The sequence below is a fragment of the Roseateles sp. Mitsp63 genome (assembly GCF_059491535.1).
In genome coordinates, this window is record NZ_CP168509.1 from 3,093,150 (window position 1) to 3,119,335 (window position 26,186).

A 26,186-nucleotide genomic window follows, 5' to 3' on the forward strand; every position below is an offset into this window, starting at 1 on the left:
CGGCGCGAAGCGCCTGGAGGTTCAGGCCGTCGATCCGGCCGGTGACTTGAGTTGCTTCGCGAAGGAGACGATGCGGTGGGCGGCTTCCAGGCATTCGGCCTGTCCGGCCACCAGCGCCAGGCGGATGCGGCCGGCGCCCGGGTTGAGGCCGTGGGCGTCGCGGGCCAGCAGGCTGCCGGGCAGAACGCCGACATTGTATTGAGCGAGCAGGCCCTGGGCGAAGCCAATATCGTTACCGTCTGGCACCGCCGCCCACAGGTAGAAACCCGCGTCGGGCAGGGCCACGTCGAGGACCTCAGCCAGCAGCGGCGTGACGGCGGCGAACTTGGCGCGGTACTGCGCGCGGTTCTCGATCACGTGGGCCTCGTCGTTCCAGGCGGCGATGCTGGCGGCCTGGATCAGCGGGCTCATCGCCGAGCCGTGATAGGTCCGGTACAGCAGGAAGCGCTTGATCCACGCGGCGTCGCCAGCCACGAAGCCCGAACGCATGCCCGGCACGTTGGAGCGCTTGGACAGGCTGGTGAACGCGATCAGGTTGCGGAAGTCCGGCCGGCCGAGCTGGACCGCGGCCTGCAGGCCCGACAGCGGCGCGGCGTCGGGGCCGTCGCGGAAATAGATCTCGGAGTAGCACTCGTCCGAGGCGATCACGAAGCCGTGGCGGTCGCTGAGTTCGAACAGCGTCTTCCACTCGGACAGCGGCATCACCGCGCCGGTCGGATTGCCCGGCGAGCAGACGTAGAGCAGCTGCGTGCGGGACCAGGTGGCCTCGTCGATCTGCGACCAGTCGGCGGCGAAGTTGCGGGCCGGGTCGGAGTTCGCGAAGGCCGGCGTCGCGCCGGCCAGCAGCGCGGCGCCTTCGTAGATCTGATAGAACGGATTGGGGCAGACGACGGTGGCGCCCGGACGGCTCGGATCGATCACGACCTGCGCCAGCGCGAACAGCGCTTCCCGCGAGCCGTTGACCGGCAGGATCTGCGTGGCCGGGTCCAGGCTCAGCGCGTAGCGGCGCCGCAGCCAACCGGCGATGGCCTCGCGCAGCCTGGGGTCGCCGGCGGTGGCGGGGTAGCTCGACAGGCCCTGGAGGTTGGCCATCAGGGCTTCCTCGACCAGTCGGGGCGCCGGATGCTTGGGCTCGCCGATGCCCAGCGAGATCGGGCGGTGATCGGGGTTGGGGACGATGCCCTGGGTCAGGGCGCGCAGCCGCTCGAAGGGGTAGGGGTTCAGCAGCGCCAACCGGGGATTGACCGGAGCATGGGCCGCAGGACTGACCGGGGACGTGGCAGCGGGGGAAGTCATCCCGGAATCATAGGGCGGCGGGTCCCGGTGGCCGTACTCGGGTGGACAACGCTGGGTTGTCGCTCAGAGCGAGCCTCGGCAGTCCGGCGCGCCGCAGCGGCAGCTCAGGCGGCCTTCGTGATGGGTGAGGCCGTAGTCGACGGTGATCTCGTCGCCCGGCGCCAGGTGCTGGAGCGCGAAGAAGCTGACCTCGCCGTCCTCGACCTGGATGCGCGCGTTGGGCCGGCAGCCATGGTTGGTGAAGCGCATCGCGTCCTGCGAGCGGCTGGCATCGATCGCCCGCGCGGGCGAGAGCTCCACCAGCATCAGCCGCGTGCCGGCCTGGGCGCGGCGGCGCGCCTCGGCCACGGTGATCGATTCGCCGGTCAGCAGGCCGAGCCGCGTGCCGGCGGGAATGGCCTCGGCCGCGAACACGCCGTAGCCGTCGATGCGGCTGCGCCTGAGCGCCACCGCGACGAACTGCGTGCTGGTGTCGTAGGCCAGGGCCATCCCGGTCGCCTCAGCGTCAGCCGCGGGCCGCTCAGCGCAGCAGGCCGGTCTCGAAGCCGTGCGCCGGCAGATCGACCGCCGGCAGCGGCTTCCAGCCCTTCTTGCGGTGCTCGGCCACGACGTTGGTGTAGATGCCGCCGCGCACGTACCACTTGGCGGTGATGCGGATGAAGCGCGGATTCGTGACCTTCACGATGTCCTCGAGGATGGTGTTGGTCACCTTCTCGTGGAACGCGCCTTCGTCGCGATAGCTCCAGAAGTACATCTTCAGGCTCTTGAGCTCGACGCAGTACTGGTCCGCGATCATGTCGATCGTGAAGTGCGCGAAGTCGGGCTGGCCCGTCAGCGGGCAGTGGCAGGTGAACTCGGGGATCTGGAACTGGATGACGTAGTCGCGCTCCGGGGCCGGGTTCGGGAAGACGTGGATCTCCTTGCTGGGCCGGCTCGGCGGGTTGGGCGGCATCTCGCGCATCTTGGGCGCGGCGGCGGTCCCGGCGGTCTTGGCCGGCTTGGCCGGCTTGGCGGCGGACTTCGGGGCCGCCTTGGCGGCCGGCTTGGCGGAGGGGTTCTTGGCCATGGGGCTGGGGAAAAGACGAAGGGCGCGATGGTATCATCCGCCGCGAACCGGACGCCCCTGCATGGGGCGTTTTCACAATCAAATCAAAGACTTGGCTCACATTCCGGGCGGGTCATGGTTCGAACGTCTCGATGCGACTGAACTCGATCAAGCTCTCGGGCTTCAAGTCCTTTGCCGATCCGACGAACTTCCAGCTGCCCGGGCAACTGGTCGGGGTGGTCGGACCCAACGGCTGCGGCAAGTCCAACATCATGGACGCGGTGCGCTGGGTGCTGGGCGAAAGCAAGGCCAGCGAACTGCGCGGCGAGTCCATGCAGGACGTGATCTTCAACGGCTCGGGCAACCGCAAGCCGGCCAGCCGCTCGAGCGTGGAACTGGTGTTCGACAACACCAGCGCGCGCGCCGGCGGGCAGTGGAACCAGTTCACCGAGATCGCCGTCAAGCGCGTGCTGACGCGCGACGGCACGTCGAGCTACTTCATCAACAACCAGCCGGTGCGCCGGCGCGACGTGCAGGACGTGTTCCTGGGCACGGGCCTGGGGCCGCGCGCCTACGCCATCATCGGCCAGGGCACGATCAGCCGGATCATCGAATCCAAGCCCGAGGAACTGCGCATGTTCCTCGAGGAAGCCGCGGGCGTCTCCAAGTACAAGGAGCGCCGCCGCGAGACCGAGAACCGCCTCAAGGACACGCGCGAGAACCTGACCCGCGTCGACGACATCCTGCGCGAGCTCAACAGCAATCTCGAGAAACTGGAGCGCCAGGCCGAGGTCGCCGCGAATTACCGCCACCTGCAGGAGCAGGGCACGCTGAAGCTGCATCAGCTGTGGTTCCTGAAGCACCGCGACGCGGCCGGCGAGTCGGCGCGGGTCAAGGGCGAGCACCTGGAGGCGGTCAACGCGCTGGAGGCCCGGATGGCCGAGCTGCGCCAGCTCGAGGCCGAGCTCGAGACCATCCGCCAGGCCCACTACGGCGCCGGCGACGAGCTGCATGCCGCGCAGGGCCGCATGGCCGAGGCGCAGATGGAGGTCAGCCGGCTCGAGGAGCGCATCCGCTACGTCGTCGAGGGCCGCCAGCGGCTCGAGCAGCGGCTGGTGGAGCTGCAGGCGCAGAACCAGCAGTGGCAGGAGCGCGCCGAGCAGGCCCAACTGGAGCTGGACGACGTCGCCACCCAGATCGCCCAGGCCGAGGAGCAGAGCGAGATCCTCGCCGCGCAGGCCGAGGACCAGGCCATGAAGCTGCCCGAGGTCGAGGACCAGGTGCGCGCCGCCCAGGCCCGCGCCAACGAGCAGCGCACCCAGGTCACGCAGGTGCAGCAGCAGATCCAGGTGCTGGCGGCGGAGAGCCGCAGCGTCGACGAGCAGCTCAAGGGCCTGCGCGGCCGCCGCGAGCGCCTGGCGCAGGAGCGCCAGGGCCTGGCCGCGCCGCAGCACGACAAGCTCGACGAGGTGAAACGGCTGTCCGTCGCCGCCGACGAGCAGCAGGCGGTCGCCGACGCGCGGCTGGCGGAACTGGCCGAGGCCGCGCCCGCCGCCGACCAGGCGCGCCAGCAGGCCCAGCAGGAATCGCAGCAGCAGGCCGCGAAGCTGACCGACATCGTCGCCCGGCTGACCGCGCTGCGCGCGCTGCAGGAGAAGGTGCAGACCGAGGGCAAGCTCAAGCCCTGGCTGGCCAAGCACGGGCTGCAGGACATCAAGGGCCTGTGGACCCAGCTGCACATCACGCCGGGCTGGGAGAACGCGCTCGAGGCCGCGATGCGCGAGCGCATGGGTGCGCTGTCGGTGGGCCGGCTGGAGACGGTGCAGGCCTTCGCGTCCGACCCGCCGCCGGCGCGGCTGGCGTTCTACTCGCTGCCCAGCGGCGACATCGCCAACACGCATCGCGCGCTCGCGCCGCTGAGCGACCTGCTGAAGCTGGAATCCAGCGGCATGAAGGCGCTGCTGAACGACTGGCTCGAGGGCATCTACACGGCGGAGTCCATCACGGACGCGCTGGCGCAGCGACCGAAGCTGAGCCACGGCGAGGTCATCATGACCCGCGAGGGCCACGCGGTGAGCCAGTTCGCGGTCAGCTTCTACGCGCCCGACAGCGAGACCGCCGGCCTGCTGGCGCGGGCGCAGGAGATCGAGAACCTGGAGCGCGAGCAGCGCGCGCAGACGCTGATCGCCGAGGAGGCGCGCGCCCAGGCGATCCGCGCCGAGGCCGCCTACACCGACGTGTCGCAGCGGCTGGCGGTGGTGCGCCGCGAGGCCAGCGAGACTCAGGCCCGGGCGCATCAATTGCAGGTCGAGCTGCTGCGCCTGGCGCAGCAGACCGAGGCCGCCGTGGCGCGCCGCGCGCAGCTCGATGACGAGCTCGGCGAGATCGACGCGCAGACCGAGGCGCTGATGGAGCGCCGCATGGAAGGCGAGGCCCGCTTCGAGGAGCTGGACCTGCAGCTCGCGGCGACGCAGGAGAAGCATGCCGAGCTCGACGAGTCGGTGATCCTGTCCGAGCGCAAGCTGGCCGAGGCGCGCGAGCATCAGCGCGTGCTGGAGCGCCGCGCGCAGGAGGCGGTGTTCAGCGCCCGCGCGCTGGCGGCCAAGCGCGGCGAGCTGCAGCGCAGCATCGAGACCTCGCGCCAGCAGGTGCAGGTCAACGAGCAGACCGTGCAGAACATGGCGCAGGAGCGCGCCGAGCTGGACGACGCCGCGGCCCAGGCCGGGCTGCAGGACGCGCTCGCGCTGAAGATGGAACGCGAGCAGGCGCTGGCGCTGGTCCGCGCCAGCTACGACGACCTCAGCCAGCGCCTCAAGCGCAGCGAGGAGCAGCGCATGACGATCGAGCGCGCGCTCGATCCGCTGCGCGAGCGCATCACCAAGCTGCAGCTCGACGAGCAGGCGGCCTCGCTGGGCGGCGCGCAGTTCATGGAACAGCTGGTCGCCGCGGGCGTCGACCTGGCGGCGCTGGCCCAGGGCATCGAGGACGGCGGCGTGAAGCTGTACGGCCTGCAGGGCGAGATCGACCGCATCACGCGCGACATCGCCGCGCTGGGCGCGGTCAACCTGGCGGCGCTGGACGAGCTGGGCGCGGCGCGCGAGCGCAAGACCTTCCTGGACTCGCAGTACGCGGACCTGACCAGCGCGATCACGACGCTGGAGGATGCGATCCACAAGATCGACCTGGAGACGCGCGACCTGCTGGGCACGACCTTCAACCAGGTCAACGAACATTTCGGCCGCATGTTCCCGAGCCTGTTCGGCGGCGGCCAGGCGAAATTGGTGATGACCGGCGACGAGATCCTGGACGCCGGCGTGCAAGTGATGGCTCAGCCGCCAGGCAAGAAGAACTCGACCATCCACCTGCTGTCGGGCGGCGAGAAGGCGCTGACGGCGATCGCGCTGGTGTTCGCGATCTTCCAGCTGAATCCGGCGCCGTTCTGCCTGCTGGACGAGGTCGACGCGCCGCTGGACGACGCCAACACCGAGCGCTATGCGCGGCTGGTGTCGGAGATGAGCAAGATCACGCAGTTCCTGTTCATCTCCCACAACAAGATCGCGATGGAGATGGCCAGGCAGCTGATCGGCGTGACGATGCAGGAGCAGGGCGTGTCGCGCATCGTGGCGGTGGACATGGAATCCGCGCTGGCGATGGCCGAGCAATGAGGATGACGACGGTGATCGCGGCGCACGTGGTGCACGAGGCGCGCGGGGCCGCAGGAGCAGATGAGCGATGACGACGGACTGGAACCTGACGACGCTGTTGGCCGCGCTGGGCGGCGTGGTGCTGGTGGGGCTGCTGGCGCAGGGCTGGTGGAGCGCGCGCAAGGCGGGCCCGCGGCGCGCCGAGCCGATCGTGCCCGCGGGTGACCGCCAGGAGCCGAGCCTGGGCGCCGGTGGCGCCCAGCGCGAGCCGGCGATCACGCTGGACGGCACCCCCGATGGCGCCGCGCTGCCGGACCTGCGCACGCTGGACGAGACGGTGCCGGCGGTGGCGCGCACGCGCAAGTCCTCGACGCGCATCGATGCGCTGATCGATGCGATCGCGATGCTGACGCCGGAGTCGCCGGTGAGCGGCGAGATGGCGCTGTCGCACCTGCCGGGCAGCCGGCGCGCGGGGACCAAGCCCTTCCAGGTCGAAGGCCTGAACGCCGACAGCGGCGAATGGGAGCTGCCGCATCCGGGCCAGCGCTACAGCGAGTTCCAGGCCGGGCTGCAGATGGCCAACCGCAGCGGGGCGCTCAACGAGATCGAGTACTCCGAGTTCGTGCAGAAGATCCAGGGCTTCGCGGACGGCATCGGCGCGATGCCGGAGTTCCCCGACATGCTGGACGTGGTGGCGCGGGCGAGGGAGCTGGACCAGTTCGCCGCCGGCCACGACGCGCAGCTGGCCATCGTGTTGCGGGCGCGCGGCGCGGCGTGGACGCTGGGCTTCGTGCAGCAGGGGGCGCTGCGGCACGGTTTCGTGCCGGGATCGATGCCGGGCCGGCTGGTGCTGCCGGCGTCGGAGGAAGGCGCGCCGCCGCTGCTGACGCTGAATTTCGACGCGCAGGCGGCGCTGGCGGAGGATCCGCAGGCCTCGTCGCTGCGTGAGCTGACCTTGGCGCTGGACGTGCTGCAGACGCCGGAGGCGATGGAGCCGTTCGCCAACTGGCAGGAGGCGGCGCGCGCGCTGGCGCGCGACTTCGAGGCCGATGTCTGCGACGACCGCGGCCAGGTGCTGCAACTGCATGCGTTCCAGGCGATCGGGCAGGAGCTGGCGGAGCTCTACAAATCGCTGGCGGCGCGGGATATCGCGGCGGGCAGCGCGGTGGCGCGGCGGCTGTTCAGCTGAGAGCGGCCATCGCCGACGACAACGGGCGCCTTCGGGCGCCCGTTTGCATTGGGCCGCGCCTGGCAGCATCACGCACAAGTTCGAGTGGGCGCGACTGCGTGTTCATCTAGGCATCGGCTTGGTTCGCAGGGATTTCGGTCATCGCGTCCCGAACGAAGGATCGGCACAGTGAGGGACTTCTGTGTGGATGGACGCGGCCTTGGCAACGAGGCGCGGTGACGAAGTGATCGAAACCCTTGAATCTCGAACCGTTCCAACCTCGAAGCCGTCGAGCGCGACGTCTTCGATCGATGCATTGGCCTTCCCAAGTGATCCGGCACCGGAGGTCAACCCGCATGTCTTCATCCTCAGCACCACCTTTGGATCGAAAGGGCAACTGGCGGCACTTCTCGAGGTGGCTCCAACGGTCGTCGAGCAGATGGATCGGGATCGACAACTGTTCAGTTTCTTCAGCCGATCCAAGCGATATCGGCTCTACGGCCTTTACCAGGCATTGCCGCAGGTGGCCGGCAAGCCGCTGAAGGCCGTCCTCGCCCGTTTCTACCAAGCCATCGACGCCGGGGAGACCTGGATGACCGAACAGCACTTCGCGTCGTTCTTCAGGGCGCCCAACAACATGCTGGCTTGGGCGACTCCGTTGGAGGTGTTGTTGGGGCATCGCCTGTATGACGCGCCCATTGAGCAAGAAGCCGCATGGCTGTACGAGCAGGACGCCGACTTTCGTCTGCGCGCGGTTCTCGGGGCGGCGCACGACGAGCTGATGCATCGGAGGAATTGATGGAACACGTCCAGATGCCCGTGCGCGTGCCACCGTTCCGTGGGCAGGAACTCCAACTGGAACTCATTGATGCCGGGACCGTCACGCTCCTGCGGTCCTATCAGCACCCCCATGCGGATTGGGAGCCGCCGCCCGTTGAGTTCCGTACCAATCGTCAGCTGGGCCGGGTTTATGCGATCTGGCACTCCCGCAAGGAAGATCTCGATCTATCCGCGAGCGTGGAGCGCCCTCTGCTCACCGAAGACCCGGAGTTTCAGGCCTTCCTGGCAGCTCACCCTTTCATTGACCTGCTGCGCACCGCCGCCTCGGATGAGCTCGGGAAACCGCAACTCGCTGCGGCTTAGGCCTTCGCCACGGTGGTGGACTCGGAGGCTGCCGTCAGCAAGCGCCGCACCTCTTCGTCCGTCGTCTGCTCGAAGCGCTCGTACCACTGCCCGACCGAGCGGAAGCGCTCCGGCGTCTGCCCGCAGATGACCTCGTCCGCGTCCTGCCCCAGCAGGTGGCAGGTTTCCGCCGCCGACACCGGCACCGCCACGACGATCCTCGCCGGCGCCAGTTCCCTCAGCGCATGCACCGCCGCGCGCATCGACGCGCCCGTCGCCATGCCGTCGTCCACCAGCACCACCTGCCGTCCCGCCACCAGCGGCATCGGCCGATCCCCGCGATAGAGCTTCTCGCGCCGGTGCAGCTCCCGCAGCTCGGCGCGCGTGACGATGTCGATCGCCGAGTAGCTGATCGCCAGCTGCTGGATCACCTGCGTGTTGAGCACCCGCACGTCGCCGGACGCGATCGCGCCCATCGCGTACTCCGGCTGGCCCGGCAGACCGAGCTTGCGCACCACCAGGATGTCCAGCGGCGCGTCGAGCGCCCGCGCGATCTCCGCCGCCACCGGCACGCCGCCGCGCGGCAGCGCCAGCACGATCACGTCGTCGCGATGCGCGTAGGCGCCCAGCCGTTGCGCCAACTGCCGCCCGGCATCACGCCGGTCGACGAAGCTGTGTCCCAGCGCCGGCAGCGGCTGCGGCCGCGCCGGGGTATCCGGCATGTCGAGGGAGGGCAGCACGGGCAGCATGGCGTGGGTCTCGGGGGACATGATGGGCTCGCAACGACATCGTTTCCATCCCCAGTTCAGAGCAAGCCGGATGCCCGCCGAGGCAGCCATCGCGGGCGCGCCATTTGCCGCTCACGGGACTCTTCCGACCCCTTCGATGTCGAGGTCCGCATGCCCAGCCGTTCCGCATCCACGTCCTCCCGAGCGACCCGCGCGTCGCGCCCGGCGCATGGCTCGTCCGCCAGCCACCGCACCCACCGCACGACGCATGGGGCCGCGCGCAAGCGCGCCTCCAACGCGGACCGCGGCTCGCGCGGCAAGTCGGGCGGCGAGGGCGGCTCCGCCCGCGGCGACAGCGACGACGCGCCGGCCGCGCGGCGCGCCATCTGGAAGGGCGCGATCAGCTTCGGCCTGCTGCACGTGCCGGTCGCGCTGTACCCCGCCTCGCGCGACCAGCGCGTCGACTTCGACTGGCTGGACAAGCGCACCATGGATCCGGTGGGCTACAAGCGCATCAACAAGCGCACCGGCAAGGACATCGACAAGACGCAGATCGTCAAGGGCGTGAAGCAGGACAACGGCGACTACGTGCTGGTCTCCGACGACGAGATCCGCAAGGCCTATCCCACCACCACCCAGACCATCGAGATCGAGACCTTCGTCCCCGCCACGCAGGTCTCGTTCGTCTACCTGGAAAAGCCGTACTACCTGGAGCCGATCGGCAAATCGGGCAAGGTCTACGCGCTGCTGCGCGAGGCCATGTCCGATGCCGGCCTGATCGCGATCGCGCGCCTGGTGATCCATAGCAAGGAGCATCTGGCGGCGCTGCTGCCGGCCGGGCCGGCGCTGATGATCGGCATGCTGCGCTGGGCCAACGAGATCCGCCCCTGCGACGACCTCAACCTGCCCGCCGAAGGCAGGTCGGCCCATGGCTTCAAGCCCAGCGAACTGCAGATGGCCCGCCAGCTGATCGACGAGATGAGCAGCGACTGGCATCCCGAGGACTACCACGACGAGTTCACGGCCGCGATCCGCGGGCTGATCGCGCGCAAGGTCGAGGAAGGCGAGACCGAGACCGTCACGCCGCTCGAGGCCGCGCCGGAGGCCGCGGGCGAGGGCGGCAACGTGGTCGACCTCACCGAGCTGCTGCGCCGCAGTCTCGGCGGCAAGTCGAAGAAGAAGTCCGCCTGAGCGCTGGCCCGGACCACCGCCCCAGGACCGCTCCAGGACCGCTGCCATGCCGACCTCGACCCGCCAGGATCCGCTGTCCCGCTATCGCCAGAAGCGGGACTTCCGCATCACGCCCGAGCCCGACGACGCCGGGCAGCGGTCGCGCCCGGCGCGCAAGACGTCCAGGACGTCCAGTCCCGCCAGCGCGGCCAAGGCGCCGCGACGCGCCGCCAAGCCCGGGACGCTGTCCTTCGTGATCCAGAAGCACTGGGCCAGCCATCTGCACTACGACTTCCGGCTGGAGCTGAACGGCGTGCTGCTCAGCTGGGCCGTGCCCAAGGGCCCGTCCTACGACACGAAGGAGCGCCGCATGGCGATCCATGTCGAGGACCATCCGCTGGCCTACGGCGGCTTCGAGGGCACGATCCCGCCGAAGCAGTACGGCGCGGGCGAGGTGATCGTGTGGGACAACGGCACCTGGGAGCCCGAGGGCGACGCCGAACAGGGCCTGCGCGACGGCAAGCTGGTCTTCCGGCTGCATGGGCAGAAGCTCGCCGGACTGTGGCAGCTGGTCCGCACCTCGCGCGACGCGTCCAAGCGCGAGCAGTGGCTGCTCATCAAGAAGCATGACGGGCTGGAGCGGCCGCATGCGGAGTACGACGTCACCGTCGCGCTGCCCGACAGCGTGATCCAACATCCGCTCGGACTCGCGGAAGAGCGCGCGGGCAAGGGCGATGGCAAGGGCGATGGCAAGGGGGACGGACCGGCTGCCCCCGGCGCGGCCGGCTCCGGGACGCCCGACCTGAGCCGCGCGAAGAAGGCCAGGCTCCCGGCGGAGCTCGGCCCCCAACTCGCGACGCTGGTCAGCGCGACGCCGCCCGGCGACTGGATCGCGGAGGCCAAGTTCGACGGCTATCGGCTGATGGCGCGCGTCGACAAGGGCAAGGCGCGGCTGATCACCCGCGGCGGCAACGACTGGACCGACCGGCTGCCGTCGCTGGCCGAGGCGATCCAGGCGCTGGACGTCGACAACGCCTGGCTCGACGGCGAGATCGTCGTGCTGCGCGACGACGGCGCGCCCGACTTCAACCTGCTCCAGAACGCGATCGGCCACCCGAAGCGCACCCGCCACGAGGACATCGTCTACTTCCTCTTCGACGTGCCCTTCCTCAATGGCCACGACCTGCGCGAGGTGCCGCTGATCGACCGGCGCGCGGTGCTGCGCGCGCTGATGGCCGGTCACGAGGGCGAGCGCCTGCGCTTCAGCGAGGACTTCGCCGTGCCGCCGCAGGACATGCTCGCCGCGGCCTGCCAGATGCGGCTCGAGGGCCTGATCCTCAAGCGCCCCGACAGCGCCTATGTCTCCTCGCGCAGCGAGACCTGGGTCAAGCTCAAATGCCAGCTGAGGCAGGAGTTCGTGATCGTCGGCTTCACCGATCGCTCCGATGGGGCGAAGGCGCTGGGCAGCCTGCTGCTCGGCTACTACGAAGACGGCGAGCTGCGCTACGCCGGCCGCGTGGGGACCGGCTGGTCGCAGGCGCAGGCCGCCGAGCTCCACAAGCGCCTGAGCGCGATCGAGATCCGCAAGCCGCATTTCGACGAGGCCACGATCGCGCGCAGCCACTGGGCCAAGATGAGCGGCCGCTCCGGCGGCGCGGCGCGCTGGGTGAAACCGGCGCGGGTGGTCGAGGTGGCCTTCGCCGAGTGGACGCCGGAGGGCCACATCCGGCATGCGTCCTTCCAGGGCGAACGCGAGGACAAGGCGCCCACGGAGGTCGGACGCGAGTCGGCGAAGCCGGCGCAAGAGGTCAAGCCGCCGAAGGCATCGAAGGCATCGAAGGCATCGAAGGCAACTAAGGCGGCGAAGGCGGCGGTGGCGGCGGTGGCGGCGAAGGCGGCACCGGCATCCAAGGCCGCGAAGGCCGAGGCGGCGCAGTCGAAACCGCCGATCAAGGCGGCCGGCGAGCTGCGCATCACCCATCCCGACCGCGTCATCGACCCGTCCACCGGCCACACGAAGATCGAGCTGGTGCGCTACTACGAGAGCGTCATCGAATGGCTACTGCCGCATCTGGGCCAGCGTCCGGTGGCGATCGTGCGCGCGCCCGATGGCATCGAGGGGCAGCTGTTCTTCCAGAAGCATGTCGAGGGCGACGAGCTGATCGTGATTCCCGACGCGGCGGCCCTGATGCATCTGACGCAGATGAACGCGATCGAGTTCCACACCTGGAACGCGCAGGCGGACCGCCTGGACCGCGCGGACCGGATCATCGTCGACCTCGATCCGGGCGAGGGCGTCGCGTTCAAGGCGGTCGTCGAGGCGGCGCTGATCACGCGCGCGCTGCTGAAGGAGCTGGGCCTGCGCAGCTGGTTGAAGACCAGCGGCGGCAAGGGCCTGCACGTGGTCGTGCCGCTCGAGCGGCGTCACGACCACGCCACGGCGAAGGCCTTCAGCCAGGCTGTCGTGCAGCACCTCGCCGCGACCTTCCCGAAGCAGTTCTCCGCCAAGAGCGGACCGCGGAACCGGGTCGGCAAGATCTTTCCGGATTACCTGCGCAACGGGGAAGGGCAGACCACCGCCGCCGCGTTCTCGGCCCGCGCCCGCCCGGGGATGGGCGTGTCGATACCGATCGACTGGGACGAGCTCGCCGAGGTCAAGCGCGGGGACCAGTGGACCATCGCCAACGCCCGCGACCGCCTCAGCTTCCAGAAGGAGGATCCCTGGAAGGACTACGCGGCCTGCCGCCAGACGCTGACGGCCGGGCTCAAGCGGCTTGGTCTGAAGTGACCGGCTGATCGACGGCGATCACGGGCAGGCGCAGTTCGAAGCGGGCGCCGCGCGCGGGCCCCTCGCTGTGGACCGTGACGCCGCCGCCATGCATCCCCATCAGCTGCTTGACCAGCGAGAGTCCGATGCCCAGCCCGCCTTGCGAGCGGTCCAGCGTGCGGTCGCCCTGCACGAACAGGTCGAACATCGTGGCCTGCAGCGACGGCGCGATGCCGACGCCGTTGTCGCTGACCGCGATCAGCGCGGTGCCCGCGTCGCCCGCCATCGGCGCCTCCAGGCTCAGCGTCAGGGCGATGCGGCCTTCCGGATCGGTGTACTTCGCGGCGTTGGTCAGCACGTTCGCGACGCATTGCACCAGGCGCGCCTGGTCGCCGCGCACGCGCGGACTGCGTCCAGGCGTGGTCACCGAGAAGTCATGGCGGCGCTCGTCCATCAGCGGCTCGACGGTCTCCACCGCCTGCGAGATCACCTCCGACAGCGCCACCGTGCCCCATTGGAGCTCGATGCGGCCCTGCGTGATCCGCGACACGTCCAGCAGGTCGTCGACCAGCCGCGTCAGCGTTTCCACCTGCCGGCGGATGATCTCGACCATCCTGCGCGCGCGCTCGTCCGGCAGACCCAGCCGCGACAGCACGTCGCCGGCGCTGCGGATCGGCGCGATCGGGTTGCGCAGCTCATGGGCCAGCATCGCCAGGAACTGGTCCTTCTGCCGGTCCGCCGCTTCCAGCCGCCGCCGCGCCTTCAGGCGCGCCGAGATCTCGCGGTAGTAGCAGACCACGCCCGGCGCGCCATCCGCCAGCGGGATGCGGTTGATCTGCCATTCGTAGGCCTCGGTGACGCCCAGGTCGCTGCGCTCCTGGACGAACTCCGGCGTCTGGTAGGGATCGCCGGTGGCCAGCGTGCGCTGGAAGAGCGCCACGATCTGGTCCGACAGCGGCCTGCCCCACAGCCGTTCCACCAGCGTGTCGAAGCGCTCGCCGATCAGCCCTGGCGGATGGCCGAAGGTGGCCCGCGCGGTCGGATTCGCCTCGCGCATGCGCAGCGCCTCGCCATCGTGCGCGACCAGGAACACGCCCATCGGCGCCTCATTGAGCAGGGTCTCGAACTGCTCGGTCCTCAGCCGGAAGGCGGCCTCGGTGGCCTGGCGCAGGCGGCGCAGCTCGAGCAGCGCGCCCAGCCGCGCCAGCAGCTCGCGCGCCGAGAAGGGCTTGATCACGTAATCGTCGGCGCCGGTGTCCAGGCCCTCGATGCGGGCCTCCTCGCCGGCGCGCGCGGACAGCAGCAGCACCGGCACGCCGCTGAGCCGCGGATCGTTGCGCAGCGCGGTCAGCAGGGCCAGGCCGTCGAGCCTGGGCATCATGACGTCGCTCAGCACCAGGTCCGGCGGCGCGCGGCGCGCCGCCTCGAGCGCCTGCAGGCCATCGGCGGCGAGCTCCACGGCGTACCACGGCGAGAGCAGGTCGCGCAGGTAGGCGCGCATGTCGGCGTTGTCGTCGGCGATCAGCACGCGCGAGCCGAAGGTCGACGCGAAGGGCCGGCGTCCGCCCGCCGCCTCGCCGGCGGCGATCCGCGCGGGCCCGGACCCGGCCGGAAGGCCTGGCACCGCCTCAGGGGCGGGCAGCCAGCGCAGCGCTTCCTCGACGAAGGCGCGCGCGCCGGTGGTGTCGGCCGCGGCCGGCGCGGCCTCGGAGACCGCCGGGGCGGTGTCGATCCGCTCGCGCGGCAGGTGCGCCTGCCCCAGCGGCAGCAGCACGCGGAAGATCGAGCCCTGGCCATGGACGCTGGCGGCCTCCAGGCGTCCGCCGTGCAGCTTCACCAGCTCCTGCACCAGGGCCAGGCCGATGCCCGAGCCCTCGTGGGTGCGCCCCTCGGCGCCCGCGACCCGGTGGAAGCGCTCGAAGACGCGGGGCAACTGGTCGGCGGGGATGCCGCTGCCGGTGTCCGCCACCTCCAGCACCGCCAGGCGCGGCTCGTCGCCGTCCTGCCGCAGCCGGACCGTCACCTGGCCGCGCATCGTGAACTTGAAGGCGTTGGACAGCAGGTTCAGGACGACCTTCTCCCACATCTCGCGGTCGACCCAGGCCGGCTCGTCCAGCGCCGCGCAGTCGACCTCGAAGGCCAGGCCGGCGCGCTCCATCGCCGAGCGGAAGGTGCTCGCCAGGTCGCGGGTGAAGGCCGCCAGGTCGGTGGCCTCGCAGCGCGCCTGCGCGCGGCCGGCCTCGATGCGGGAGAAGTCCAGCAGCGAGGTCACCAGCCGCTGCAGGCGCCGGGCGTTGCGCAGCGTCAGCGCGAGCCGGTCGCGCTGCGCCGCGTCCAGGCCGTCCGAGGTCACCAGCTCCTCCAGCGGCCCCAGCATCAGCGTCAAGGGGGTGCGGAACTCGTGGCTGATGTTGGAGAAGAACAGCGTCTTGGCCTCATCCAGCGCCGCCAGCGCCTCGGCGCGGCGGCGCTCGGACTCGTAGGCGCGGGCGTCGGCGAGCGCCGCGGCCACCTGGCCGGCCACCAGGTCCAGGAAGTGGCGGGCCGCCTCGTCCAGCGGCCGCCGCGGGCTGACGCCGGCGACGAGCAAGCCCGCGAGGTCCTTGCCGGGACCCCCGAGCGGCAGCACCAGCGCCTGCGCGGGCGGTTCCGGCCACGGCGGCAGCGCGCGCGTCAGACCCAGCTCCGCCAGGGAAAGGACTTGCGCGCGTTCTCCTTGCGTCCCTTGCGCCCCCTGCGTTCCCTGCTGCGTCCCCTGCTGCGTCCCGTTCGCGAGCGCCGCCAGCGGCCATCCCGGCGGGGGCTCCCGCAGGGACAGGCGCTCCGGCAGCCCGTCCCCGGGCAGCGCCTCGCCGTGACCACCGCCGGCTTGCGGACAGCCGGCGCGCCGCGCCGAGTGGCCGCCGGGCTCCATCAGGTAGAGCGCGGCGAACGGGATCTCGAGCGGGAAGGCGGTCAGCGCCTCGCAGGCCCGGTGCGCGCAGTCCTGCGCGTGCTCCGCGCCCACGCAGCGCGCGGCCAGTTCGCGCAGCACATGCAGGCGGCGCTCGCCGATCACCCGGTCCGTCACCTCGGTGACGACGCACAGCATGCCGCTCACCCGCAGCGCGTCGTCATACACCGGGCTGTAGGAGAAGGTGTGATACGTCTCCTCCGGAAAGCCGCTGCGCTCCAGCACCAGCATCAGGCCCTCGTCCCAGGTCGCCTCGCCGGTGGTCTGGACATGGCGGATGCGGCTGTAGGCGGCGTCCCAGACCTCCGCCCAGACGCGCTCCGAGCGCGCTCCCAGCGCCCAGTCGCGCTTGACGCCCAGCGTCGGCAGGTAGGCGTCGTTGCAGAAGAAGGTCATCTCCGGTCCCCAGGCCATCCACATCGCGTAGCGGGAGTCCAGCATCATCCGGATCACCGTCTTGAGCGACTGCGGCCAGCCGTCGGGCGGGCCCAGCGGCGTGGCGGCCCAGTCGAGCGCGCGCATGCGCGCGCCCATCTCGCCGCCGCCGTCCAGGAAATGCTGGCGCCGGGGCGGGCCGGAGGGCGGGGCGGAGGAAGCCGTCTCGTCGGCGCGCGCGCTGGGCAGGCCGGCAGGACCGGCGGGCTGTCGTTGCATCGGCGGTGAATCCGTTGTCAGGGCCAGGAGCGGGTCTTGCGCCGTCGAGCAAACGGCGCGCCCGTGGCGCACCGGCCGGCGCGGGGCCGGCTTCGGCCCGCGGGAGCGCAAGTTGCCGCAAGAACGCTTCGACCAAGCCAGACCTGGAGCGCGCACGTGCCGGAATCGATGGACCTGATCCTCTGGCGCCACGCGGAAGCCGCCGATGCCGCGCCGGGCATGGACGACCTGTCGCGCGTGCTGACCGCCCGCGGCGAACGCCAGGCCCGCGACATGGCGCATTGGCTCGACAAGCATCTGCCCAAGGACACCCGCGTGCTGGTCAGCCCGGCGGTCCGCACCCGGCAGACGGTGCAGGACCTCAGGCGCAAGGTCGAGCTGAGCGACGCCCTCGCGCCCCAGCGCGGTGTGGCGGCGCTGCTGGGCGCGGCCGGCTGGGCCGAGGCGAAGGCGCCGGTGATGGTCGTCGGCCACCAGCCGACGCTGGGCCTGGCGCTGGCGCACCTGGTCGGCGGCGTGCCGCTGGATCAGCTGGCGCGCAAGACCCCCTGGCGCCTGCGCAAGGGCGGCTTCTGGTGGCTGCGCTGCGAGCGCGATCCCAAGGACCGTCCCGGCGTGGCCGTGCTGGCGGTCCGCTCCCCCGATCTGCCGTGAGCCTCCCTCCAATGGACGGTCCGCGGCCGCCGCACTGGCCCCGATGGGGGGCGGTGTCTCTCGGGGGGCGCCCGCTACACTGGCGGCTTCCGCGTTCCGAAAGCCGCCTTGAGTTCCAGCCTGTTCCTCATCTTCCTGCTGATTTCCGCCAGCGCGTTCTTTTCGATGGCGGAGCTGTCGCTGGCCGCCTCGCGGCGCCTGAAGCTGCGCCAGCTGGCGGACGAGGGCGACCCGCGGGCCGCGCAGGTGCTGAAGGTCCAGGAACAACCCGGCTACTACTTCACCGTCGTGCAGATCGGCGTCAACACGCTGGCGATCCTGGCCGGCGTGGTCGGGGAGGGCGCGCTGACGCCGCACTTCGAGACGCTGCTGCGCCCGCTGATCGACGTGGACACCGCGCAGCGCGCGGCCTTCGCGCTGTCCTTCGTCTGCGTCACCACGCTCTTCGTCGTGCTGGCGGACCTGCTGCCCAAGCGGCTGTCGATGAACGAGCCCGAGCGCGTGGCGATGGCGCTGGTGCGGCCGATGCTGTTCCTGACGCTGGTGCTGCGGCCGGTGGCCTGGGCGCTGAACCTGATCTCCGACGGGCTGCTGCGCCTGCTGGGCCGGCCGGTGAGTCCGGACAACACCATCACCCATGACGACATCCTCGCCCTGGCGGCCGCGGGCCAGCAGGCCGGCGTCCTGGCGGCCGCGGAGCAGCAGGTGATCGAGAACGTCTTCGAACTGGAGACCCGGACCGTCGAGTCCTCGATGACCTCGCGCGAGCGCGTCGTGTATTTCTCGCTGGACGACGACGAGGCGCTGGTGCGCACGCGCATCGCCGACTCGCCGCACTCGACCTACCTGGTCTGCGATGGCGAGATCGACCGGGTCGTCGGCTATGTCGACGCGACCGACCTGTTCCAGCGCGTGCTGCGGGGCGAGGTGATCTCGCTGCGGGCCGAGCCGGCGCTGATCAAGAAGGTGCTGATCGTGCCCGACCGGCTGACGCTGGCCGAGGTGCTGACGCAGTTCCGCCAGGCGCATGAGGACTTCGCGGTCATCGTCAACGAGTACTCGCTGGTGGTGGGCGTGATCACGCTGAACGACGTGATGAGCACGGTGATGGGGTCGATGGTCTCCACCGACGAGGAGGAGCAGCAGATCATCCGGCGCGACGACGGCAGCTTCCTGGCCGACGGCATCACGCCGATCCCCGATGTGCAGCGCGCGCTGGGCGTGGACGACTTCCCCCATCCGGGGCAGTACGACACGCTGGCGGGCTTCCTGATGGTGATGCTGCGGCGCATCCCCAAGCGCACCGATGTCGTCGAATGGCACGGCTGGCGCTTCGAGGTCGTCGACGTCGACAGCCACCGCGTCGACCAGGTCATGATCGCGCGCGTGGGCGGGCCGGCGCCGGCGGGATCCCGGGACGCGGCGGACTGAGTTCCGCGCGCAGCGCCGCGTAGTGGCGCAACACCTGCCGGGCATAGGCCAGCCGCCGGGCCGGATCGCGCGCGTTGTAGGCGCCCAGCGCCTGCACATTGCGGCCCATCGACCGGAAGTTGCTGCCCAGGATCCAGGCCCCCACCAGGATGTTGGCGCAGGGCACCTGCAGGTCGGCCTCGCGCACGCCATGGCGCGCCAGCGCCGGCAGCCAGGAGGAGTTGATCTGCATCAGGCCGATGTCGGTCGAGCCGTTCGTGTTGCGGTTCAGCGCCGCGGGATTCAAGCCCGATTCCTGTCGCGCGATCGCCTTCAGCAGCAAGGGCGGCACGCCATAGCGCCGGCCGGCGGCGAGGAAGCAGCGGTCGAAGCGTGACGCGTCGCCCGTCCGGGCCTGGGCTGGCGCCAGGCCCGCGGCGAGGGCCGGGAGGGCCGTCAGCGCCGTGAGCGCCGCGAGGGCCACGAGGGCCACCCGCGCGCGCCTCACAGGCCCCCCATTTCCGCCTGCAGGCTCTGCTGCGCTTCCATGACGGTGGACAGGAAGCCGCCGAGCAGGAACAGCAGCAGTGCCGCGGCCGCGATCATCAGCGCCGCGTTGAGCCGCGCGGCGGAGTCGGCGATGCCCAGTTGCAGGCGGTCGATGGAGCCGATGCCGATGCGCACGAAGGCGGCGACCGGATCGCGGCGTTCGGCGGCGTCCTGCACGCGCTCCTCCATGGCCGGCGGGAGCACGCCGGTGGCGAAGGCGCGGCCGAACTGCGCGGCCTCGGCGCCGGACAGGCGCGCCAGGATCTGGCGCAGATGCCAGCGCATCCAGGGCGCGCTGAAGCGGCCGGCGCGCTCCAGCGAAGCCCGCAGCGACACGCCGGCCCGCATCAGCGAGGACAGCGAGATCACCAGCATCGCCCCGGAGAAATCGCGGTAGAGGCTGAAGGGCGGATGCCGGTCCAGCCAGCGGCGCGCGCGGCCCTGCCAGCGCGGCAGGGCCCACAGGAAGAGCGCCGCGGCCCCGAGCGCGGCGCCCCCCAGCGCCAGTCCGTGATGACGCACCGTCCAGGCGACCGCGTGCAGCGCGCGTCCCAGCGGCGGCCAGCGCTGCGGGTCCAGCAGGTCGGCCAGCACGGGCACGGCCTGCAGCGAGAAGGCCACCAGGATGACGGTCATCGCGCCCAGCAGCAGCAGCGGATAGGCCACGGCCTTGCGCACCGCGCGGAACATGCCGTCGACCTTCTCGGCCGTGGTGGACAGGAAGTGCAGGCCCTGGGCCAGGCGCTCGTCGCCGCCGCCCTGCAGCGCGTCGATCATGATCACCTCGGTGGGCGGGACCACGCCGTGCAGCGCCCGGGCCAGCGAGCCGCCCATGGCCGCGCGCAGCATGCGCCGGTACAGCAGCATGTCGCCGCGCGAGCGCCGGCGGGCGCGGGTTTCGAGCTTGCGCAGGATGGTGAAGAGCGGCACGCGGTCCTCCAGCGCCGACGCCAGGTCGTAGTAGAAATCGCCGCGCCGGCGCCGCAGCCGTCGCGCGGCCAGGCGCAGCAGCAGCCAGTCCAGCGGCGTCATCGCTCAGTCCTCGTCGTCGCCGAGCATCTTGGCCAGCAGCAGGGCGCTGCCGAAGGTCCGCTCGAAATGGAAGGGATCGACGCGCCCATGGGCCACGTCGTACAGCACATGCCCCCAGGCGTCCTTGCCGTCCATGTCGGCGTCGGTGAACGGCGCCTTGCGGCGGCGGCGCCAATGGCGCCGGGCCTCGGCGTCGCGGCCCTGGCGCAGCAGGTCCAGCAGGCGCAGGTCCGGGACGATCACCTCGGCGCCGACCTTGACGCCGGCGGTGCCGTTGCGGGCCTCGCCGGACGGGGGAGTGGCGCCGCCGTCCTCCAGGCCCGGCGCGCCATCGCCGTAGTCGATGCCGGAGCGCCGGCAGTGCGGACAGCCGCGCGCGCTGGCACAGTGAATGGTCAAGGGATCGAGGCCGAAGCCCGCCTGGAACACCCGCAGCGCGTCGGCGCTCATGACCTGCGCGGCCGGCCTCTTGCAGTGCTCGCAGTTGACCGGCATCAGCACCTGGTAGACGAGGGCGGAGATGAATTCCGGATCGCACAGGTCCTCGCGCGCCAGCCCGAGCAGGCGCGACGACAGCCGGCCGACGATGCCCAGCGCCGAGGTGGCATGCACCGTCGACAGGATCTTGTGGCCGCTCTGGATCGCGCCCTGGGCCATCGAGGCCGACAGCCCGTCGCGGATCTCGCCGAACAGGCCGACGTCCGGGTCCATCCGCAGGAACGCGAGCATCGCCGCGTGGAAGGGGTCGGCGCCCCCGGACGCGCCGCGCTGGATCGAGAGGTGGCTGACGCCGGGCGTCTCGTACTCGACCGGATCCTCGATCGTGAAGAGCTTGCGCGAGCCCTCGCGGGCCAGCATCGCCATCATGGTGTTGAGCGTGGTGGTCTTGCCGGAGCCGGTGACGCCGGCGACGAACACGCCGCCCCAGGCTGAGGCGAGCGCCTGATGCAACTGGCTGGCCTGCCAGGGCGTGAAACCCAGCGTCGCCAGCGAGCGCCCGGTCGCCCGCGCGGCGGGTTCGCGGCCATCCGTGCCCGCCGCGGCGGCGCCGCCCGACGCGCGCAGCAGCCGGATCACCACGTCCATGCCGCCGACCGCCGGATGGCTCTGGTAGCGCAGCGTCAGGCGCTGGCCGGCCAGGTCCAGCGGAATCATGGCGGCCTGCGGCACGGCGCCGTTGAAGGCGACCTCGGTGCGGGAACGCTCCTCCGCCAGCATGGTGTAGGCGGAGGAAACGCCGTCGATGGCGGCGCGCGCCGGATGCCGGCCCAGCAGGCGCATCTGGCCGTCGAGCCGCACGCGGGCCAGCGCGACCGGCCCGCGCAGCTCCAGGTGCAGGTCGCTGGCGCCGGCCTCGAGGGTGCGCCGCACGATGCCCCGGAACCATTCGATCGGCGACGACCCCGCCACCAGCGCGTCGATGTCGCGGGCGCTCTCGGCGGCGTGGCGCTCGTCGAGCGTGGGTTTGGCGGGAGGCGCGCCCGCGGCCGCCTCCGCGGCCGCGAAGGCGGCGCCGGCGCTCAGCGCGGCGAAGACCGGGGCCTCGGCGGTGAGATGGCCGGCGAAGCTCAGTCCTCGCGCCTTGCCCGCCTGGACCAGGCGATACCAATCCGGCTGATGGACCTCGCCGGCCGCGGACACCACGAGGAACCGCCCACCCGGCAACGCCAGCGCGGCCAGCCGGTCCTGCTTGCCTGCCGGCACGGGCAGCAGTCCGCCGCGGTCCGCTTCCAGCGCTTCGTCGGCCGGGACGGACAGCAGGCGCTCGAAGGGCGGCAGACCCGAGGGATCGTCGATGTGGCGCGTCATGGCCAGACCTCCGGCACCGGAGCCGCCCCGTCGACGGGCGGGAGCCCGGCCGCCTGGCGCAGCGCGTCCTGCTCCTCGGCCGTCAGCGACAGGGCCTGGGCTGGCGATTCCCGCCGCCCGGACGGCGTCTCGAAGCCATAGGCTGCCGCCAGCGTGCCTCGGCAGGGCGGCGCCAGCACGAGTCGCCGTGCTTCCCGCGCCGCCCCGGACGAGCGCTCGAGGATCAGGCCCTCCGGCGCGAGCTCCACCACCCGCCACGCGCCGATGCGGACGGCGGCGTCGATGGGCGCGTCGATCCGGTGCACGCGGCCGCGATGCAGCACTTCGGCGCGCCAGCGCGGACCGACCCCCTGGAGCGTCCACAGCCGGGGCGCCTCGGCGTCCTCGCGCGCGGCGGCTTGCCCGGCCCCTGGCCGGCTGCCCTGCGCGGGCGCACGCCCGGCGAGCTTCGCGGCCGCCGTGGCCAGCTCGTCCGCCTTGTGGCGCTGCGCGGCCTCGACCAACTGGCGCAGCGTCACGGCAGGGGCGCGATCGAGGACCGGCGAGGCCGCGGCGGCCGCCATGAACGACGCGCCGGCGAGCCATGCGACCGCGCGCCGGCGCGGAATGGGGCCGCGAAGGGAGAGCGCCGGCCGGGCCGGCGGCGGAAGATCGATGAGGTCAATAGCGGTCGCCGACGGCGAACAACGATCCGGAAAGTTCATAGGACAGCGGCGAGTCGCCGAGGTTCAAGGTCAGGGAGTCGACGACGACATAAGGGGGGATCTGCAGCAGCGGCAGCGACCAGAGGCCGTCCTTCAGACGCCACGCGAGACGCATCGCGCGAGGCGAGCCGGCCGCGGCGTCCGCGGCGTCCGCCACGAGCGGCACGCCGGCGTCCAGCAGCGCGGCGCCGCCGCCGACCAGCATCAGCTCCTGCAGCCGGCTGCCCCAGCCATTGACCGCGTCGCGCAGCGGCGGCAGCGCGCCGGGCGTGAGGGCCTCGGCGTCCGAGGGCAGCTCGGCGGTTCCCGGCAGCGCCGCCGGCATCGGGGCCGCCAGCCAGTCCGGCATCGACTGGCGCTCGATGGCCAGGACCGGCGCGGCGAGGGCGCCCGGCCGCGGCTCGCTCGAGGCCTGCCAGGTGGCATCGAGCTGAGCCAGCGTGCCGTGATGCCGCGTCCAGGTCGCGATGCACCCGTCGACGCGGCTGCAGGTGAGCTGGCGCAGCGTCCATCCGGCCCGGTTCAGCGGCATGAGGGCGATGGCGGCACGCCAGCGATCCAGCGCGCCGGAACCGGGCCGGCCCGCGGTCTCCAGGGTCCGGGCGACCTGGCCGGCGCGCTCGCGGGCCGCCTGCGCCGCCCGGTTCGCCGCGGTCGCGGCGGCATCGCGGGCCTGATCGGCGGCGAGGCGCTCCTGTTCGTGCTGCCGCATCAGCCAGGCCGCGCCCAGGCCCGCCGCCAGCAGCGCGCCGGCCGCGAGCGCGGCGATGGCCGCCACGCGGCGCTCCCGGCCAGGCAGGGGGCGCAGGCGGGTCTCCGGGTCGGGGCGCTCGAACAGCAGGTCCACGGACAGCGCCTCGCCCACGCGCCCCTGTCCCGGCAGATGGCTGGCCACGCGCACGGTCTGTCCGGGATGCAGATCGCGGAACTCGCGCAGCAGCGCCTGGGCCGCGTCGAGGTCCGGCAGCAGCCGATCGAAGCCGGGCACCGGCCGCCGGTCCATCAGGCCGACGAAGCCGACCTGCCGGCCCGCGCCGATCAGGCAGGCCTCGGCGCCGTGATCGGAGAAGCGCGTGACCAGCAGCGCCGCCGCTGAATAGGCGCGCTGGGCGCGCTGGGCGCGCCGCGCGCCGTCGATGCGGCGGGCCAGGCCCACGAGGCCACCCGCGATGCCGCCCGCGATGCCGCCCGCGATGCCGCCCGCGATACCGCCAACCGGCAGCCCCGCCGCGAAGTGGAATCCCGCGGCGCGGGCGAGGCGCCACTCGGCCGCGAGGTCCGCGGGCCGCGTCAGCGGCTGCCATTCCAGCCCGAAGGCCAGCGGCAGGCCGGCGATGTCGACGACGGCCGCGACGCCGGGTTCCAAGGGGGCGGTCGCGCGAGGGGCGTTCACGGCTCCACCAGCCGCGGCGTGATCAGCACCACCGTGCCCTGCCTGCTCCGCGCGCCGCGGCGCGCCAGCGGCAGCAGGCCGCGCACGATGTCCGCGTCGTCGAGCTGGGCCTGCTCGCGCTCGAAGCCGGTCAGCACCAGCGTCCGCCCGGCGGGCACGCTGATGCGCTGCATCGCGCTGAAGCTCATGGTCTCGGGCAGTTGCACCGATTGCGCCGAGTCGCCGGTGCCGCTGGTGAAGGCCCTGAGCTGGCGCAGCTCGCTGACCTGCAGCGCCGTCTGCAGCAGCACCAGGTTGGAATCGAGGATCACCGGCAGCACCGTCAGGCCCAGGCCGGTGGACAGCTTGGCGGACTCGAGCGCGCCGGGCGTCGTCAGGCCGGTGATGGGGTTGTGCGTCGCCGCGGTGGAGCGCTGCACGTAGGAGCGCGTCTGCAGCGCGCCCAGCGGCACCGGCATCCGGTTGGTCGTGGTCACGACGCTGGAGTAGGCGGTGGACACGCGGCCGTACTCCTGCAGCGCCTTGGCGATCCATTCGCTCGCCGAGCCGCGCGACGCCGACGGCCCGAGCACGAAGCCCAGCGCGGCCGCCGTTCCGCCGCTCATCGGGCCGAGCGCGGCCGGCGCGGAGACCTGCAGGCGGTTGCCCTGGTCGAGCCGGCCGATCACGGCGTGCCAGTCGATGCCGTGGCTGTACTCGTCGAAGAAGCTGACCTGCAGCACCTCGACCTCGAGCACCACCTGGCGCAGCAGGTTCGCATTGAGCGCGTCCAGATGGGCCTGCACGCGCTCGACATTGATCAGCGCGTCGGTGACGGTGACCAGGCCGGCGCGCGGGTCCACCTGCAGCGAGGCGGCCGGGGAGAGCATGGGCCGCAGCACGTCGGCCAGGCCGTGCCAGTAGTCGCTCTGGGCGCTGAAATCGACCTTGGCGGTGCCGGCGCCGCCCTCCGGGCCGCCCAGCACGTCGAAGGCGGCGCTGGCGTCCAGTCCACCGGGCAGCGCCTTGACCGGCAGCGCGCGGGTGACGACGCGGGAGAACACGATGCGCCCGCCGGCATGGACCCACTGCAGGCCCGCCTGGGCGGCGATGCGGTCCAGCAGCGCGCGCAAGGGGCCGGCGTGGTCGATCTCGACGGTGTTGCGGTGCGCCGAGGGCGGCACGTCCAGTTGGCGGGCGCCGGCCTGCGCGGCCAGGCGGCGCGCGCCGGCCTCGTCCGCGAGCGCCGCGCCGGCGTCGAAGGCCGGCCGGGCGGCGGCGCCGGGCGCGTAGTCGGCGGCATCGTGCAGCGCGTCGGGCGTCATGAGGACCGGCAGGTCGATGGTGCGCGACAGCAGCTCCGCGGCGGCGGCCAGCGACAGGCGGCCAGGCACGTGCAGCCGGACATCGCCCAGGCGGGCCGGGAGGCTTTCCTCGCGGCGCAGCGGGATCGAGCGGCTCGTGAAGCGCGGCACGGGATCGACGACGAGCAGCCGCGCGGGCGCGGGCGACTCCCGCAGGCGGGACTGGAGGTCCTGGGACCGCCCGGCCAGACGCTCGTGGATCTGCGCCGTCTCGCGCGCGGCCGGAAGCGCGCAGGCGCCGAGGAGCGCCGCGAGCGCGGCCGCGCAGAATCGCGTGGGCCGCGCGGGATGGGGAGCGGGGCTCATTGCCGCGCCCCCTCGGGCAGGAATCGCCCGATGCGCACGACGCGCGAGGCCGGCTGGAGCCGGGCCTGCAGCGGAAAGTCGGTGCCGTGCAAGGCGCTCATCGCCTGGTGCAGGGCCTCGGCGAAATCGCCGCGCAGCGTGACCTCGGCGTCGATGGGGAAGTCGCGATCGACTTCCCACACGAGTTGCCAGCCGGCCTCGCGCGCCCAGCGCGAGAGCGCGTGATGCACGGTCCCGTCGGCATGCGTGAAGGTCCACTCGGCGCGCGCGGGCGAGGGGGGCGCGGGCACCGGCGCGGAGGCGGGCGTGGAGGAGGGCGCGGAAGGCAGCGGCATGACGGCCGGCTCGGCCCGCGCCACGCTGGCGAGCACCGCGGCGGACAGGAGTGCCAGGCAGCCCGCGCCAGCGGCGAAGGAGGGGCGAGGAATCATGGATCCGC

20 protein-coding genes are annotated in these 26,186 nt (G+C 72.0%); 8 read left to right on the forward strand and 12 right to left on the reverse strand.

The genetic code is table 11. The annotated features are described in order from the left end of the window. Positions 1 to 21: 21 nt before the first annotated feature. From dapC to queF, 3 genes are all read right to left on the reverse strand, one after another. Positions 22 to 1,296, reverse strand: a complete 1,275-nt coding sequence (gene dapC / locus ACEN96_RS13745) for a succinyldiaminopimelate transaminase (protein ID WP_495583654.1) — start codon at positions 1,294 to 1,296, stop codon at positions 22 to 24. A 63-nt stretch (positions 1,297 to 1,359) separates the two neighbouring features. Then, positions 1,360 to 1,785 carry an SET domain-containing protein gene (locus ACEN96_RS13750; RefSeq protein WP_495583655.1) on the reverse strand — a complete coding sequence of 142 codons (426 nt, stop codon included), beginning with the start codon at positions 1,783 to 1,785 and terminating at the stop codon, positions 1,360 to 1,362. 31 nt (positions 1,786 to 1,816) lie between these two features. Further along, positions 1,817 to 2,248 carry a preQ(1) synthase gene (gene queF / locus ACEN96_RS13755; protein ID WP_091725219.1) on the reverse strand — a complete coding sequence of 144 codons (432 nt, stop codon included), beginning with the start codon at positions 2,246 to 2,248 and terminating at the stop codon, positions 1,817 to 1,819. 245 nt (positions 2,249 to 2,493) lie between these two features. Here queF and smc point away from each other — a divergent pair, with 245 nt between their 5' ends. The 4 genes from smc to ACEN96_RS13775 all read left to right on the forward strand — a co-directional run bounded on the left by smc (position 2,494) and on the right by ACEN96_RS13775 (position 8,296). After that, the gene (gene smc / locus ACEN96_RS13760; RefSeq protein ID WP_495583656.1) at positions 2,494 to 6,006 is read left to right on the forward strand and encodes a chromosome segregation protein SMC; all 3,513 of its coding nucleotides are present in this window, start codon (positions 2,494 to 2,496) and stop codon (positions 6,004 to 6,006) included. Between the two features lie 67 nt (positions 6,007 to 6,073). Continuing rightward, complete coding sequence (locus tag ACEN96_RS13765) at positions 6,074 to 7,174, forward strand: cell division protein FtsZ (RefSeq protein WP_495583657.1); 1,101 nt, start codon at positions 6,074 to 6,076, stop codon at positions 7,172 to 7,174. Positions 7,175 to 7,361: 187 nt separating this feature from the next. After that, a complete protein-coding gene (locus tag ACEN96_RS13770; RefSeq protein WP_495583658.1) occupies positions 7,362 to 7,952 on the forward strand; it encodes a hypothetical protein in 591 nt (196 codons plus the stop codon). Beyond that, positions 7,952 to 8,296, forward strand: a complete 345-nt coding sequence (locus ACEN96_RS13775; RefSeq protein ID WP_495583659.1) for a hypothetical protein — start codon at positions 7,952 to 7,954, stop codon at positions 8,294 to 8,296. The genes ACEN96_RS13770 and ACEN96_RS13775 overlap by 1 nt, the downstream gene beginning before the upstream one ends. Here ACEN96_RS13775 and ACEN96_RS13780 read toward each other — a convergent pair. After that, positions 8,293 to 9,045: a phosphoribosyltransferase gene (locus ACEN96_RS13780; RefSeq protein ID WP_495583660.1), complete on the reverse strand. Its 753-nt coding sequence runs from the start codon at positions 9,043 to 9,045 to the stop codon at positions 8,293 to 8,295. The two genes, ACEN96_RS13775 and ACEN96_RS13780, sit on opposite strands and share 4 nt — an antisense overlap. Positions 9,046 to 9,174: 129 nt before the next feature. Between ACEN96_RS13780 and ku the strand changes: the two genes are divergently transcribed. Next, entirely contained in the window at positions 9,175 to 10,194 is a 1,020-nt protein-coding gene (gene ku, locus ACEN96_RS13785) for a non-homologous end joining protein Ku (protein ID WP_495583661.1), read from the forward strand. A 46-nt stretch (positions 10,195 to 10,240) separates the two neighbouring features. Next, positions 10,241 to 12,961, forward strand: coding sequence for a DNA ligase D (gene ligD, locus ACEN96_RS13790; protein WP_495583662.1), 2,721 nt, complete (start codon positions 10,241 to 10,243; stop codon positions 12,959 to 12,961). Here ligD and ACEN96_RS13795 read toward each other — a convergent pair. Continuing rightward, positions 12,939 to 16,547 carry an ATP-binding protein gene (locus ACEN96_RS13795; protein ID WP_495583663.1) on the reverse strand — a complete coding sequence of 1,203 codons (3,609 nt, stop codon included), beginning with the start codon at positions 16,545 to 16,547 and terminating at the stop codon, positions 12,939 to 12,941. The two genes, ligD and ACEN96_RS13795, sit on opposite strands and share 23 nt — an antisense overlap. 156 nt (positions 16,548 to 16,703) lie before the next feature. Here ACEN96_RS13795 and ACEN96_RS13800 point away from each other — a divergent pair, with 156 nt between their 5' ends. Continuing rightward, positions 16,704 to 17,201 (forward strand): SixA phosphatase family protein, encoded by a 498-nt coding sequence (locus ACEN96_RS13800; protein ID WP_495583664.1) that lies wholly within the window; start codon positions 16,704 to 16,706, stop codon positions 17,199 to 17,201. Positions 17,202 to 17,309: 108 nt separating this feature from the next. Beyond that, entirely contained in the window at positions 17,310 to 18,632 is a 1,323-nt protein-coding gene (gene paeA / locus ACEN96_RS13805; protein WP_495583665.1) for a polyamine export protein PaeA, read from the forward strand. On the opposite strand, the gene ACEN96_RS13810 is transcribed toward paeA, so the two are convergent. Genes ACEN96_RS13810 through ACEN96_RS13840 form a run of 7 tightly spaced genes read right to left on the reverse strand, consistent with a single transcriptional unit; the run spans position 18,574 to position 26,178 of the window. Then, the gene (locus tag ACEN96_RS13810; protein ID WP_495583666.1) at positions 18,574 to 19,104 is read right to left on the reverse strand and encodes a lytic transglycosylase domain-containing protein; all 531 of its coding nucleotides are present in this window, start codon (positions 19,102 to 19,104) and stop codon (positions 18,574 to 18,576) included. The two genes, paeA and ACEN96_RS13810, sit on opposite strands and share 59 nt — an antisense overlap. An 11-nt stretch (positions 19,105 to 19,115) precedes the next feature. Further along, entirely contained in the window at positions 19,116 to 20,192 is a 1,077-nt protein-coding gene (locus ACEN96_RS13815; RefSeq protein WP_495583667.1) for a type II secretion system F family protein, read from the reverse strand. Positions 20,193 to 20,195: 3 nt separating this feature from the next. Continuing rightward, positions 20,196 to 22,001 (reverse strand): GspE/PulE family protein, encoded by a 1,806-nt coding sequence (locus tag ACEN96_RS13820; protein ID WP_495583668.1) that lies wholly within the window; start codon positions 21,999 to 22,001, stop codon positions 20,196 to 20,198. Beyond that, complete coding sequence (locus ACEN96_RS13825) at positions 21,998 to 22,705, reverse strand: hypothetical protein (RefSeq protein ID WP_495583669.1); 708 nt, start codon at positions 22,703 to 22,705, stop codon at positions 21,998 to 22,000. The genes ACEN96_RS13820 and ACEN96_RS13825 overlap by 4 nt, the downstream gene beginning before the upstream one ends. After that, on the reverse strand, positions 22,662 to 24,098 hold the full coding sequence (gene pilO2, locus ACEN96_RS13830) for a type 4b pilus protein PilO2 (protein ID WP_495583670.1): 1,437 nt from the start codon (positions 24,096 to 24,098) through the stop codon (positions 22,662 to 22,664). The genes ACEN96_RS13825 and pilO2 overlap by 44 nt, the downstream gene beginning before the upstream one ends. Then, positions 24,095 to 25,747 (reverse strand): secretin GspD/PilQ domain-containing protein, encoded by a 1,653-nt coding sequence (locus tag ACEN96_RS13835; RefSeq protein WP_495583671.1) that lies wholly within the window; start codon positions 25,745 to 25,747, stop codon positions 24,095 to 24,097. Before ACEN96_RS13835 ends, pilO2 begins: the two co-directional genes overlap by 4 nt. After that, entirely contained in the window at positions 25,744 to 26,178 is a 435-nt protein-coding gene (locus ACEN96_RS13840) for a toxin co-regulated pilus biosynthesis Q family protein (RefSeq protein WP_495583672.1), read from the reverse strand. The genes ACEN96_RS13835 and ACEN96_RS13840 overlap by 4 nt, the downstream gene beginning before the upstream one ends. Positions 26,179 to 26,186 lie beyond the last annotated feature (8 nt).

Excerpts from the sequence above, each read along its gene's own strand:
- ACEN96_RS13840 (WP_495583672.1), bottom strand. The coding sequence starts at position 26,178 with ATGATTCCTCGCCCCTCCTTCGCCGCTGGCGCGGGCTGCCTGGCACTC.
- ACEN96_RS13750 (WP_495583655.1), bottom strand. The coding sequence starts at position 1,785 with ATGGCCCTGGCCTACGACACCAGCACGCAGTTCGTCGCGGTGGCGCTC.
- dapC (WP_495583654.1), bottom strand. The coding sequence starts at position 1,296 with ATGACTTCCCCCGCTGCCACGTCCCCGGTCAGTCCTGCGGCCCATGCT.
- queF (WP_091725219.1), bottom strand. The coding sequence starts at position 2,248 with ATGCCGCCCAACCCGCCGAGCCGGCCCAGCAAGGAGATCCACGTCTTC.
- ACEN96_RS13835 (WP_495583671.1), bottom strand. The coding sequence starts at position 25,747 with ATGAGCCCCGCTCCCCATCCCGCGCGGCCCACGCGATTCTGCGCGGCC.
- ku (WP_495583661.1), top strand. The coding sequence starts at position 9,175 with ATGCCCAGCCGTTCCGCATCCACGTCCTCCCGAGCGACCCGCGCGTCG.
- ACEN96_RS13780 (WP_495583660.1), bottom strand. The coding sequence starts at position 9,045 with ATGTCCCCCGAGACCCACGCCATGCTGCCCGTGCTGCCCTCCCTCGAC.
- ACEN96_RS13825 (WP_495583669.1), bottom strand. The coding sequence starts at position 22,705 with ATGAACTTTCCGGATCGTTGTTCGCCGTCGGCGACCGCTATTGACCTC.
- ligD (WP_495583662.1), top strand. The coding sequence starts at position 10,241 with ATGCCGACCTCGACCCGCCAGGATCCGCTGTCCCGCTATCGCCAGAAG.
- ACEN96_RS13770 (WP_495583658.1), top strand. The coding sequence starts at position 7,362 with ATGGACGCGGCCTTGGCAACGAGGCGCGGTGACGAAGTGATCGAAACC.
- ACEN96_RS13775 (WP_495583659.1), top strand. The coding sequence starts at position 7,952 with ATGGAACACGTCCAGATGCCCGTGCGCGTGCCACCGTTCCGTGGGCAG.
- smc (WP_495583656.1), top strand. The coding sequence starts at position 2,494 with ATGCGACTGAACTCGATCAAGCTCTCGGGCTTCAAGTCCTTTGCCGAT.
- ACEN96_RS13795 (WP_495583663.1), bottom strand. The coding sequence starts at position 16,547 with ATGCAACGACAGCCCGCCGGTCCTGCCGGCCTGCCCAGCGCGCGCGCC.
- ACEN96_RS13765 (WP_495583657.1), top strand. The coding sequence starts at position 6,074 with ATGACGACGGACTGGAACCTGACGACGCTGTTGGCCGCGCTGGGCGGC.
- ACEN96_RS13820 (WP_495583668.1), bottom strand. The coding sequence starts at position 22,001 with ATGACGCGCCACATCGACGATCCCTCGGGTCTGCCGCCCTTCGAGCGC.
- ACEN96_RS13815 (WP_495583667.1), bottom strand. The coding sequence starts at position 20,192 with ATGACGCCGCTGGACTGGCTGCTGCTGCGCCTGGCCGCGCGACGGCTG.